We start from the raw sequence: 12303 nt of genomic DNA on the forward strand, positions 1-12303 counted from the left end.
CGACAGAAAGGCAACCTTAATGTGTCGGGCGGTCACATAAACATCCTTCGGACATTCCGGGTGACAGCCATCACATGAAGGAGCCTACCTGCACGGTGTCCGAATCAGTCCCGGTCGTCGTCGTCCGCTCGGTCCGCCGGCTGCACCCAGGACGTGGGCCCGTCGTCCGGCCTGCCGTTCACCAGATGCTCGAACGCCTTCAGGTTGTTCAGCGACTCGCCGCGCGAGACGCGCCACGCCCACTCGCGGCGGATGGACTCGGCGAAGCCCAGTTCGAGCAGCACGTTGAAATCGCCGTCGGCCGCCTCGAGCACCTGCCCGAGGATGCGGTCGATCTCGTCTCCCGTGACCGCGTGCGTCGACATCTTGCCGACGAGGTAGATGTCGCCGATCTTGTCGATCGTGTAGTGCACTCCGTACAGACGGCGGTTGCGCCGCAACAGGTATCGGTACACGCCCTCGAAGTTCTCGTCGGGCTTGCGGCACACGAAGGCCTCGATGCGCACGCCGTGGTTGCCGACCGTCAGCATCGTCGAGGTCTTGAGCTTCTTCTCACCGGGAAGGTCCACGACGAACTGCGTGTCGGTGGCCCGGGAGTAGTCCAACTCCCGGTCGGCCAACACCGAGTCGATCAGTTCCGTCACCTGGTCGGTCGTCGTCACAGCGCTCTCACCGGTCCTGTCCGTCGTAGTCGCCACAGACCACGGGGTCTGCGAGGCGAGAACTCACCCGTCGGTCTCTCGACACCCGCGGTACGGCCGAATCTCCACGCCGCGCGGGCGTAGGTGTCCAGCAACGCGTCCGAGGTGTGTTCCCACGAGAAGTTCTCCGCATGTCGTGAGGCATTCGACGCCATCACGGTGCGCAGACGGTCGTCGGCGAGCAACGACTGCACCGCGGTGGCCCAGTCGGCCGGATCGTGGCCCTGCACCAGCACGCCGGTCTCCCCGTCCCGCACGGCCACACCGAGGCCCCCGACGTCCGCGGCGACCACCGGGACACCGCACGCCTGGGCCTCGATGGCCACGAGACCGAAGGACTCCGAATAACTGGGCACAGCAACGAGATCCGACGCGCGGTAGACGTCCGCAAGCCTGTCCGGCGGTTGCGGCGGGAGGAACGTCACCCGATCCTCGATGCCCAGCCGGCGACTCAGCTCGATGAGGGAGTCGGGCCGTTCCAGACCGGTGCCCGACGGGCCACCGACCACCAGCACGCGCACGCGCGACGACGGGTCCCGCCGGTGGATCTCGGCGACGGCCGCGACGAGGACGTCCGGCGCCTTGAGAGGTTGGATCCGTCCCACGAACGTCACGAGAGGGTCGTCGGCGTCCAGACCCAGGGAGCGTCGAGCGGCGGCGCGATCGCCCGGCCGGAACATGCTCAGGTCCGCTCCCGGCGCGACGACGTCGATCTTGTCCTCGGCCGCGTCGTACAGATCGACGAGGGCGCGGGCCTCGTCGAGAGTGTTGGCCGTGAGCCGATCGGCTTCCTCGACGACCTGCTTCTCACCGATGCGACGGGCCGCCGGTTCCGGCTTGTCCCCCGCCGCCACCGACAGGTTCTTCACCGCGGCGAGCGTGTGCGCGGTGTGCACCAGGGGGACCTTCCACCGGTCGCGGGCGAGCCAGCCGACCTGCCCCGACAACCAGTAGTGCGAGTGGATCATGTCGTAGTGGCCCGGCTCGTGCCGTGCCTCCTCGCGCAGGACGCCCGCGGCGAAGGCGCAGAGCTGGGTGGGCAGGTCGTGCTTGTCGAGACCCTCGAACGGGCCGGCCGCGATGCTGCGCACCAGTACGCCGGGCGCGGCCTCGACCACGGGTTCGTCACGGGAGGACGTGGCCCGGGTGAAGATCTCCACCTCGACTCCGCGCGCCGCCATCTGCACGGCGGTCTGCAGGACGTACACGTTCATGCCGCCCGCGTCCCCCGTGCCGGGCTGCGCCAGCGGAGACGTGTGCAGCGACAACACGGCTACCCGATGCGGGCTGTGACGGCGGACCACCGCTCCAGTGTGCCCTGTCCGATTGCGTCGCAGGCCCCCGCCTACCCGGCCATCCCCCTACGAGCGTGCCGACACATGCGCGGGAACCCGCCGACATTCACAGGCCGGGAACACGTACGCCACTGCCCCGCGGGAGTCATGGAAACATGTCGGAGGACCCTGCTAACTTCGCACACATGTTCGAACAGGGGTGGGCGACGCAGGATCCGGAGGCCATGGGCCTACCCGGAACGCTCCTCGACGCACCCGTGAACACCCTCCTGTCCACGATGTCCTACACCTCGGCCGGACTGTCCTATCTCGAATGGACCCGATACCGGGCCGCAGCGGAACTGCACATTCAACTCGTCGTTCCTCACGAGATGTCCGATCACCGCCGGATGGATGCGACGACTCACTGCGCCGCCCGCATCTCGGCCGTCCTGTCCGTCAGCCAGGGCGCCGGAGAAGGCATCCTGACCCGCGCAATTGCACTCCGAGACCGGCTTCCCCGCGTAGCCGAGTGCCTCCGCGACGGCCTCATCGCCCCCAAACACGTCCACACCATCATCGGCCGAACCGACCTCGTCGACGGCACCACGTACGTGCGGGAAGTCGACACCGAGATCGCCGCGGCCCTACAGCGACGCGGCTCGTGGTCGGACACACGCATGCGGGACATGATCGACCGCATCGTCTACCGCCACGATCCCGACGGCGTCAGGCAGCGACGTGTGCTCGCCGAGAACAACCGCAGCTTCTGGATCGACGCGGGACCCGACGGCATGGCATACCTGGGCGCAACCATGACAGCCGACAATGCCGTCGTCGTCGCTGCCGCGGTGGAGGAGTTGGCCGGACGCGTGTGTCGCAAGGATCCTCGCAGCAAGGGCGCCCGTTCCAGCGACGCCCTGTTCGCCCTCGCCACCCGCACAGCGTACGAGTGCCAGTGCGACGATCCGGACTGCTCCGCGCCCGGGTGGACCGGTGAGGACGGCCTGCTCACGTCATTCATCGTGCACGTCGTCACGGACTCCACCACCATGGCCGGCGACACCGCCGCCGACGGCAATCCAGGGTTCCTCGTCGGCCACGGCGTCATCTCGCCCGACCACGTCGCCGACCTCGCCGATCGTGCCGACGCCGTCATCCGCCCCGTCTCGACCACCAACCCCGCATCACAGCCCGCCGATCCGTACCGCCCCTCCAGCGCCCTCGACACGTTCGTGCGCATTCGCGACCAGTACTGCACCTGGCCCGGCTGCAACCGTGGGGTGTGGACCGGCGATCTCGACCACATCGCGGAGTACGACCATGAGAATCCCGACGGCGGCGGCCAGACGACCGACGTCAACCTCGGCGGCAAATGCAGGTTCCACCACAACTTGAAGACGTTCGGCGACTTCGTCGACGATCAGTACACCGAGGACGACACGGGACGCGTCGTCTCCACCGTCACCACGCCCGAGGGCCTCGTCGTCCCGGGGCCGGCACACAACGGATACGACATCCACCCCGGACTCGCCGACGTCACCTTCGAGACGCCCGATCCTCCACCACCGAGTCCGCCCCGCACTCCCCCCAGCAGACGCCGCACACGTCTGGCGGACAAACATGCCCGCCGGAGGAACGAACGCAACCGCAACCGACGGGCCCGCGAAGTCGCCGACACCGACGACCCCCCACCGTTCTGACATGCATCACGTGTGTGGACTAACCCAGAGAGTCGACGAAACCCGCCAGCTCGGACAGGAAGCGGGCCGGGTCCGCGACGAACGGACCGTGATCGACGCCCTCCCACCACGAGGTCGACGCACCGGGCACGACGGAGGCGGTGTGCCGACCCGCGCCGACGTCCACCACCGTGTCCGCCGTGCCGTGCATCACCAGGGTGGGGACGTCCAGCGCCGCCAGCGTCTCGTCGTGTCCCACGTCGCGCCGGAACACCGCGGACCGCACGCGTGGACGCGTCGCCAGGCTGGCGCCGAACAGTGCCTGAGCTGCGGCGCCGTGTCCTTCGCCGGGTCCGGTGAGGGCGTTGCCGAAACTCGCGAGCGCCCTGATGGCCACGCGCGAGTCCTCGCTCATCGCGCCGGGGATCGCCGCACGCATCGCCGTGCCGACGGCGCCGCCGGGTCGGTCCGGACCGATCGCGGTGATCGCCGCGACGAACACGACACCCGCCACCGCACCGGTGCCGTACACCGACAGGTAATCGCACAGCACCAGACCGCCGTAGGACCAGCCCAGCAGGACCGCACCCGAGCGGATGCCCTCCTGCTCGAGAACGGCGTGCACGTCCCCGGCCCACAGCGCGGACCGGTCGTAACCGACGTCGGGGGCACCGGACATGCCGTGCCCGCGCAGGTCCACCGCGATGACGCGGTACCGCTCGGACAGGTCGGCGAGGAGGTCGTCGCCCCAGCAGGCTCCGGTCTGGGCCCAGCCGTGCAGCAGCACCAACGGTCGAGCCGAGACGTCTCCCGTGACGCGGTAGACCAGAGATGTTCCGTCGCGCCCAAGCGTCTCTCGTATTGCCATGCCACCAACATATTGGGCGCACGTTGTGGGATCTCAGAAGGGCTCGTGCAGCGGCCTGAGCAGCGTCGACTCGTCGGTAAAGTTCCGTCGTGACCGAAACACACCAGCGCTCCATCTCGCCGAAGACGGGCGAATGGCGTGACCTCAACCGGTACTACTGGCCGTGGGCTCTCATCGCTCCGATGCTTCCGCTCATCTCCGTGGGCATCGTCTTCGGGCTGCAGTGGTGGGCACCGGGAGTGTCACAGGTCGCGTGGTGGTCGGGTCCCCTGTTCCTCTACGTCGTGGTCCCCATCGCGGATCGCATCGTCGTCCCGTTCGACGAGAATCCGCCCGAGGATCTGGTCGAGTCTCTCGAGGCCGACTTCTGGTATCGCGGCTGCGTCTACGCCTACATCCCCATGCAGTTCTTCGGCATCGGGCTGTCGTCCCATCTACTGACGGCCGACGACCTCTCGTGGCTCGGGCTCGAGAACGGCCTGTCACTCGCCTCGAAGATCGGCGTGGCGCTGACCATCGGACTCGTCGGCGGCATCGGCATCAACACGGCGCACGAGCTCGGTCACAAGAAGGTCGAGTACGAACAGTGGCTCTCGCGCATCGTGCTCGCGCAGAGCTTCTACGGGCACTTCTACGTCGAACACAATCGCGGGCATCACGTCCGGGTCGCCACTCCGGAGGATCCGGCGAGCTCGCGTCTCGGTGAGACCCTGTGGCAGTTCTACCCCCGCAGCGTTCTCGGCGGATTCCGTTCCGGGTGGGCACTCGAGCGAGATCGTCTGCACCGCACCGGGAAGCGCACCTTCTCCTTCTCGAACGCGAATCTCACCGCCTGGCTCATGAGCCTCGCCCTGTGGGGTGCGCTGGTCGGCGTGTTCGGTGTCGAACTGCTGCCGTTCCTGGTTCTGCAGGCGGTGTACGGGATCTCGCTGCTCGAGGCCGTCAACTACCTCGAGCACTACGGGCTGCTGCGGCGCACCAAGGAGAACGGACGCTACGAGCGCTGCACTCCGGAACACAGCTGGAACAGCGACTACGCCGTCTCCGACATCTTCCTCTACCACCTGCAACGACACAGCGACCATCACGCCAACCCCACGCGCCGGTACCAGGTGCTGCGGAGCATGCCCGAATCTCCGCAGCTCCCAGCGGGTTACGCGCCCCTGATCCTCGTGTCGTACTTCCCGTTCCTGTGGCGGGCGCTGATGGACAAGCGCGTGGTCGCGCACTACGACGGCGACCTCCGGCGCTCCAACATCCAGCCCGCGAAGCGGGAGAAGTATCTCGCGAAGTTCCCCGCGCCGACGCGGTAGCTACTTCTTCCGGCGCCGACTACCGCCGTGCCAGTCCTGCTGCACACCCGCCTCGTCCTCGCTCACACCGAGAGCCCGCAGCTGGGGTAGCTCCCGCAGACTGCGCTTCAGCTCCGCGAATCCCGGGAACCGTGCCAGTCCCACGACGTGGTCCCACAACTCGACCGCGTCGTCGTCCGACGGGAGCCGGCTGATGACCGGGCCGAAGAACGCCACGCCCTCGGGCGGCTCGACGTGGATGATCGGTGTTCCGACGTCCTTGCCCGTGAGCGACAGCGCCTCGTCTGTCGACGCCTGGATCTCCTCGTCGAACGACGTGTCTTCCAGTGCCCGGACGTGATGCTCGGGCAGGCCGAGGCCGGCGAGGATCGGTGCGAGGAACTCGGCCGTTCCGCGGTGCGCGTGAGCACCGGCCTCGTCGGGCACCGGCTCCGCATCGAAGATCCGCGCGCCGAGCGCGGCGTACAGCGGGCCCATCGCCTCCCGGCCGTGCTCGGCCCGCACGCTCGCGGCAGCCCGGAGCAGCCGGAGTCCCGCAGTGTGTCCCGCCTCGTACTCCGGCGGGAAGTGCGTCGCGTAGTCGATGTGCGCGTTGAGTTGTCGCAGGGAGATGAAACTCCAGTCGACGGTGTAGTCCCGTTGCGCCTGGACGAGGCGGACCCACCTGCTGGTCATCCAGGCGAACGGGCACACCGGGTCGAAGTAGAACCGGAGATCGGGTGCTGTCATGTCCGCAGTATTCCCCGTGCGGTCAGCGCTGAGCGTCGATCTTCCGCATCGTCACCACGGGATCGGCGTAGAGCGAGCCGAGGGACACCGCCGCCGCGGCGTGGTCCTGCACGCGCTTGCCGAAGCTGGTGACCCGCACTCGCCGCGACGTCGCGACCGAACTGGAGGACTCGAACGCGGCCTCGACACGCTCCATCGCCGCCGGATACGCGGTGAACGCCTGACCGCCCACCTGCACGCTGTCGGGGTTGACGACATCGTGCACCAACGCCAGTGCGCGACCCAGCGCATCGGCGCGGTCGTTCAGAAGTCCCTGTGCCACAGTGGAACCCGTGCGCGCCGCCAGGTACACCGCAGCGATGGAACGCTCCGACTCGTCCAGCAGTCCGGCGCGCTGCGCCGCGGCCACGACGGCCCGATCGCTCACGGTCGCCTCGAGGCATCCCGTACGCCCGCAGTCGCACACGACGTCCGAGCCGGTCGGTAGATGAGCGATCGACCCCGGGCCGCCCGCTGGGGTGTGCACCCGACCGTCGATGGTCAGCGCCAACCCCGTCATCTCCCGCGCATAGAAGTACAGCGACGTACCCGGCCGGCCGCCGACAGACCCACCGGCCTCCGGCCTTCCAGCATCCTCGGGGGCCGACTCCGTCGCGAGCAGCAACTCCGACGCCGCCATCGCCTCGACGTGGGGCGCCACGGCCACCACGGCACCGAGCCGCTCGCCCAGGACCGCGCCCACCGGGGCGTCGGACCAGGCGAGGCGAGGGTGATCGACGGTGCCCTTCTGCACGTTCACGCGGCCACCGATGGCGACACCCACGAACAGGATGCGGCGCCGGTGCCACCGTGCGGCGAAGGACGCGGCACTCTCCGCGATGGAGCGCAGTGCGCCGGCGTGCGGGCCGGAGGGTGTGGCGATCTCGACGCCGCCGAGCACGGTGCCGCGCAGGTCGACGGCGACGATGCGCGTGGTGGTCGCGCCGATGTGCACCCCGAGGGTGCACTGCCCCTCGTGGTCCACCTCCACCGGAACGCGGGGACGCCCGACGGCGCCGGACGTGGACAGATCGGCACGCTCACGCAGCAGCCCTGCGGCGATGAGCGCACTGACGTGGCGATTGACGGTGGCGGTGCTGATGCCGGTGGCCGAGACGATGACGTCGCGCGACACGGGGCCGCGCTGCACCACGGCGCGCAGGACGACGGCGGCCGGAGTGTCGCTGACGCGCAGTTCGGGCGCGACGACGCGCGCCGGCCTCGGCCGGTGGGGACGTCCGTACGGGGACCGCGTGGCGGAACCCGGCGTACGAGGAGCAGAACTCTGGGCGAGAACGGTGGGGGCAGACATGGGAATCCCTCGAAAGCGAGACGGGTGGGCCGGGAGCCTGGGAACGAGGCCGGTCACACCCGATCGTCAGACCTCACATGGAGGTCGTCCGTCGACGCGCGATCAGACTCGTGAGAGACCGCGTCGACAACAGAGTTCGCGAGCGAGAGGCAGACGGGAACCGAGCGCGGCGGTCACATACGTGACCCGCGGTGCGGACTTCCTCGCTGGAGCCATGACCGAAAAGTAGCACCGATGTCGCCGCGCTGCAGAATCGCCTGTTTCGCTCGAGGTGATTCGAAGGGTGGACAACCTGCGACTTCGGCATCACAGTGAGCCCATGAAGACCGTGAAACTGGGCGCGAACATCGGCGCACGCATCGACGACGTGCGGATCGGCGGCGATCTCCCGGACGAGATCGTGCACGAGATCAACGAGGCGCTGCTCGAGCACGAGGTCGTGTTCTTCCGCGGCCAGCATCACGTGGACGAGAAGGTGCAGTACGCGTTCGCCGAGCGGCTCGGGATCCCCACCACCCCGCACCCCACGGTCCGGTCGCGCGGAACCCGCACTCTCGCCATCGATTCCACGTACGACAAGGCGGACAGCTGGCACACGGACGTGACGTTCGTCGACCGCGTGCCGAAGGCGTCGATCCTGCGGGCCGTGCACCTGCCCCCGTACGGCGGCACCACCACGTGGGCGTCGGCGACCGCCGGCTACGAGCAGCTGCCGCCCGCGATGAAGGCCCTCGCGGAGTCGCTGTGGGCCGTGCACACCAACATCTACGACTACGCGGCGACCGCTGCCGAGAAGTCCGTCACGTCGACGGCCGAGCGCTACCGCGCGGAGTTCCGCAGCGAGTACTTCGAGGTCGAGCATCCCGTGGTGCGCGTGCATCCCGAGACGGGGAAGCGCGCGATCCTGCTGGGCCACTTCGCCGAGTCGTTCCCGGGCCTCTCCTCCAAGGAGTTCCGCGCACTCTTCGAGCTGCTGCAGGACCGGGTGACCCGCCTGGAGAACACCATCCGGTGGTCGTGGGAGCTCGGCGACATCGCCATCTGGGACAACCGGTCGACCCAGCACTACGCCGTCTCCGACTACGACGACCAGTACCGCCGCCTCGAGCGCATCACCCTCGCGGGCGACGTTCCCGTCAGCGTGCAGGGCGAGTACTCGCGCGTCGTCGCCGGCGACGCGTCGGGCTACAGCGCGATCGCGAGCTGACGCGATCTAGCCTGGTTCCCATGACCAGCGTTCCGACGACACCGTCGACCCAGACCGACCGCCCCACCGCCGTCGTCACCGGAGCCAGCTCCGGGATCGGCGCCGCCACCGCGCGGACACTCGCCGCCGGCGGCTATCACGTGGTCGTGGGCGCCCGCCGCGTCGACCGCCTCGAGGCACTGGCCGAGGAGATCGACGGCACCGCCCTCGCCCTCGACGTGACCGACGAGGACTCCGTCGCGGCCTTCACCTCGGTGCTGCCGCGTGTGGACGTCCTGGTGAACAACGCGGGCGGCGCGAAGGGCCTCGCCCCGATCCTCGAGGCGGACCTCGACGACTGGCAGTGGATGTGGGAGACCAACGTCGTCGGCACGCTGCGCATGACCAAGGCGCTGCTGCCCAAACTGATCGAGTCCGGCAACGGTCTCGTCGTGACCATCACGTCCATCGCCGCCTTCGAGACGTACGACAACGGCGCCGGGTACACCACGGCCAAGCACGCACAGGGCGTGCTGCACCGGACGCTCCGCGGCGAATTGCTGGGCACGCCCGTGCGTCTGACCGAGATCGCTCCGGGCGCGGTGGAGACGGAGTTCTCCCTCGTCCGCTTCGACGGTGACGAGGAGAAGGCCGCGAAGGTCTACGAGGGCATCGACCCGTTGGTGGCCGCCGACATCGCCGAGATCATCGGCTTCGTGGCGTCCCGCCCCTCGCACGTGAACCTCGACACCATCGTCGTGCGCCCGCGCGATCAGGCCCCGAACGGCCGTTTCAGCCGCCGGACCTGATTCTCACGCGGCAGTCCGACTCTCACGCGGCAGTCAGGGCGCTCATGCTCTGCCATGTGGGCCAGTCGAGCGCCCAGTCGTAGATGTCGCCGTCCGCCGCCGAGAGATCGATGCGCGTGCCGGTGACCTCGACGGGGTCACCGTAGACGGCCATCTGGAAGTACGTCTGCGCATCCTCGGTGGAGAGGTTGATGCAGCCGTTGGTCACGTTGGACGAGCCCTGTACTCCCGTGGTCAGCGAATTGGCGTGGATGAACTCGCCGTTGTTCGAGATACGGGTGGCCCACCGTTCCCGCACGTTCTCGTAGTACGGCGGGTTGGACATCAGGAAGTCCTCGTACTTCTCGGTGACGACGTGGATGCCGCTGCGCGTGACGTTGCGATCCTCGTTGCCCTCGCCGTAACTCACCGGGATGTCCATGACGGTCTGGCCGTCGCGCACCACCTGCATGCGGTGGCTGGTCGCATCGGCGACGACGACCTGGCTCCGACCGATGGTGAAGTTCACCGTGACGTCCGAGTCGCCGTAGGCGCCGCCGCCGTAGTTCACGCCGTAGAGCTTCGCCGACACGTCGACGGTGGTGCCGGGGGCCCAGTAGTTCTGCGGACGCCAGTGCACGCGGGACCCGCCGTCGTCGGGCAGCCAGGCCCACGAGCCGGCCGTCGGCGGGTTCGTGGTCACCGTCAGCGCCTTCTCGACCGCCTTCTTGTCGACGATCGCGTCGTCGAACTTCAGGATGATCGGCGCCGCGACACCGACCTCCTGGCCGTCACCGATGTTGGTGGAGACCGACGTGATCGACTGCGGCGCCACCGTGCCGAGAGTGCCCTCGACCGGCACCGGCTTGCCGTCGCTGCCGACTGCCGTCCCGGCCCACGTGTAGACCGCGTCGTATCCGAGGGGCTCGGTGACGGTGAACGTCGTCTTCGCCGGGTCCAGCGTTCCCGCGACGGCGCGGCCGTCGGCGGTGGTGAGCGACACGGCCTCGAAGGTGCCGTTCGCGACCGAGACGGAGATCGGAGCGGTGGGTGAGACGTCGGTCGCACCGGCCGCCGGTGCGTAGGTCACCGCCGCCACGGGCGCGGCCTCGGTGGTCGGCGCGGCGCTCTCCGAGGACCCGGGTGTGCCGGAGCACCCCGCGACCAGCGCGATCACGAGTGCCAGCACGGCCAGGACGGCTGCGTACGGTGTTCTCCCCTGCATCTTCACGGGGACGACGTTACCTGTGGCAACAGACCGATCAGTCGAGCGTGCAGTTCACCAGGCGGCACTCGGGGATCAGCGTGATGCCGTACTTCTCCTGCACACCCGCGCGCACGTGCGACGCGAGGGCGGTGACGTCCGCTGCACTCGCGCCGCCCCGGTTGGTGACGGCCAGGACGTGGCGGGTGGAGAGGGTGGCCCGTCCGGTGCCGACGCGCTCGCCGTACCCGCGGGAGAACCCGGCGTGCTCGATGAGCCAGGCAGCACTGAGCTTGATGCCCTTCGGGTCCGTGAACTGCGGCGATCCGAGCGCCTCGGGCGGTACGGACGACACGATCGGGTTCAGGAAGAAGGACCCGACACTCCACGAGTCGTGCTCCGCCTCGTCCCACACCATGCCGCGATCGGTCCGCAGAGCGATCACGGCGTCGCGCACCTCGCGCGCCGAGACGCTCTCTCCGATGCGCACGCCGAGCCGCTCGGCGAGCGCCGCGTAACGCACCGGCGCCGACTCGTCGCTGCGTCGGAGCGCGAACGTGACATCCACCACGACGTAGCGATCGGTGTACTTGAAGGCCGACGAGCGGTGCGAGCCGAATCCGCAGCGTGCGTTGTCCCACACCTCGACCTCCCCGCTCTCCCGGTCGAGCACCGTCACCGACTCGAGCCAGTCCGAGGTGGAGGCGCCGTACGCGCCGACGTTCTGCACGGGCGTTCCGCCGGTGCTGCCCGGGATGCCGGAGAGTGCCTCGATGCCGGCGAGCCCGTGATCGAGCGCGGTGCGGACGACCAGATCCCACTCGACTCCGGCGTCCACGTGCATCCTGGTGCCCTCGACCCGGAGCCCGGACGTCGCGACGCGGACGACGGTGCCGTCGAAACCGTCGTCTCCGACCAGCAGGTTCGAGCCGCCGCCGATGACGAGCACCGGAGTTCCGGCCGCGTCGGCGCTGCGTACGGCGTCGACGAGCTCCTGCGAGGTGGTCGCCTCGACGAGACGTCCGACGGGGCCACCGACGTGGATCGTGGTGAGGTCGGCGAAGGACACGGGGCGGTGCGCGGCCGTCGCGGAGCCGGGATCGCCGGTCTCCGGAGCCGTCGCGGACTGGAGGGGACTGCTCGTCACGGGGGTGAACGCTACCCGGCTGTCCCCCCGCCTCGTCGTGAGCACCGGGTGTTCGCGCCT

The 12303-nt window shown here is 68.9% G+C and carries 11 protein-coding genes; 4 read left to right on the forward strand and 7 right to left on the reverse strand.

The genetic code is table 11. The features are described 5' to 3' along the window. Positions 1-104: 104 nt before the first annotated feature. Positions 105-662 carry a YbjN domain-containing protein gene (locus HQ306_RS13435; RefSeq protein ID WP_037186136.1) on the reverse strand — a complete coding sequence of 186 codons (558 nt, stop codon included), beginning with the start codon at positions 660-662 and terminating at the stop codon, positions 105-107. Next, the gene (gene mshA / locus HQ306_RS13440; RefSeq protein WP_222631922.1) at positions 659-2005 is read right to left on the reverse strand and encodes a D-inositol-3-phosphate glycosyltransferase; all 1347 of its coding nucleotides are present in this window, start codon (positions 2003-2005) and stop codon (positions 659-661) included. Before mshA ends, HQ306_RS13435 begins: the two co-directional genes overlap by 4 nt. Positions 2006-2181: 176 nt before the next feature. Between mshA and HQ306_RS13445 the strand changes: the two genes are divergently transcribed. Then, entirely contained in the window at positions 2182-3678 is a 1497-nt protein-coding gene (locus HQ306_RS13445; RefSeq protein WP_222631924.1) for a DUF222 domain-containing protein, read from the forward strand. 19 nt (positions 3679-3697) lie between these two features. On the opposite strand, the gene HQ306_RS13450 is transcribed toward HQ306_RS13445, so the two are convergent. Continuing rightward, a complete protein-coding gene (locus HQ306_RS13450; RefSeq protein WP_027506347.1) occupies positions 3698-4525 on the reverse strand; it encodes an alpha/beta fold hydrolase in 828 nt (275 codons plus the stop codon). Positions 4526-4614: 89 nt separating this feature from the next. On the opposite strand from HQ306_RS13450, the gene HQ306_RS13455 reads away from it, so the two are divergent. Next, positions 4615-5838: an alkane 1-monooxygenase gene (locus HQ306_RS13455; protein ID WP_307108226.1), complete on the forward strand. Its 1224-nt coding sequence runs from the start codon at positions 4615-4617 to the stop codon at positions 5836-5838. On the opposite strand, the gene HQ306_RS13460 is transcribed toward HQ306_RS13455, so the two are convergent. Next, positions 5839-6567 carry a hypothetical protein gene (locus HQ306_RS13460; RefSeq protein ID WP_222631927.1) on the reverse strand — a complete coding sequence of 243 codons (729 nt, stop codon included), beginning with the start codon at positions 6565-6567 and terminating at the stop codon, positions 5839-5841. A 22-nt stretch (positions 6568-6589) separates the two neighbouring features. Then, complete coding sequence (locus tag HQ306_RS13465; RefSeq protein WP_222631930.1) at positions 6590-7918, reverse strand: ROK family transcriptional regulator; 1329 nt, start codon at positions 7916-7918, stop codon at positions 6590-6592. Positions 7919-8237: 319 nt separating this feature from the next. On the opposite strand from HQ306_RS13465, the gene HQ306_RS13470 reads away from it, so the two are divergent. After that, positions 8238-9125 carry a TauD/TfdA family dioxygenase gene (locus HQ306_RS13470; protein ID WP_222631933.1) on the forward strand — a complete coding sequence of 296 codons (888 nt, stop codon included), beginning with the start codon at positions 8238-8240 and terminating at the stop codon, positions 9123-9125. A gap of 20 nt (positions 9126-9145) precedes the next feature. Continuing rightward, positions 9146-9913: an SDR family NAD(P)-dependent oxidoreductase gene (locus HQ306_RS13475; protein WP_222631935.1), complete on the forward strand. Its 768-nt coding sequence runs from the start codon at positions 9146-9148 to the stop codon at positions 9911-9913. Between the two features lie 22 nt (positions 9914-9935). Here HQ306_RS13475 and HQ306_RS13480 read toward each other — a convergent pair whose 3' ends face one another. Together HQ306_RS13480 and HQ306_RS13485 are read right to left on the reverse strand one after the other, a co-directional pair. Then, positions 9936-11117, reverse strand: coding sequence for an Ig-like domain-containing protein (locus HQ306_RS13480; RefSeq protein WP_222632617.1), 1182 nt, complete (start codon positions 11115-11117; stop codon positions 9936-9938). A 37-nt stretch (positions 11118-11154) separates the two neighbouring features. Further along, entirely contained in the window at positions 11155-12243 is a 1089-nt protein-coding gene (locus tag HQ306_RS13485; protein WP_222631938.1) for a UDP-N-acetylmuramate dehydrogenase, read from the reverse strand. Positions 12244-12303: the final 60 nt, after the last annotated feature.

Origin of the sequence: Rhodococcus sp. BP-160 (genome assembly GCF_019836205.1) — a bacterium.
Lineage (GTDB): Bacteria > Actinomycetota > Actinomycetes > Mycobacteriales > Mycobacteriaceae > Rhodococcoides.

Bases quoted from the DNA above. Each gene is read 5' to 3' on its own strand.
- HQ306_RS13450 (WP_027506347.1), bottom strand. From the start codon at position 4,525: ATGGCAATACGAGAGACGCTTGGGCGCGACGGAACATCTCTGGTCTAC.
- HQ306_RS13460 (WP_222631927.1), bottom strand. From the start codon at position 6,567: ATGACAGCACCCGATCTCCGGTTCTACTTCGACCCGGTGTGCCCGTTC.
- HQ306_RS13445 (WP_222631924.1), top strand. From the start codon at position 2,182: ATGTTCGAACAGGGGTGGGCGACGCAGGATCCGGAGGCCATGGGCCTA.
- HQ306_RS13475 (WP_222631935.1), top strand. From the start codon at position 9,146: ATGACCAGCGTTCCGACGACACCGTCGACCCAGACCGACCGCCCCACC.
- HQ306_RS13465 (WP_222631930.1), bottom strand. From the start codon at position 7,918: ATGTCTGCCCCCACCGTTCTCGCCCAGAGTTCTGCTCCTCGTACGCCG.
- HQ306_RS13470 (WP_222631933.1), top strand. From the start codon at position 8,238: ATGAAGACCGTGAAACTGGGCGCGAACATCGGCGCACGCATCGACGAC.
- HQ306_RS13480 (WP_222632617.1), bottom strand. From the start codon at position 11,117: ATGCAGGGGAGAACACCGTACGCAGCCGTCCTGGCCGTGCTGGCACTC.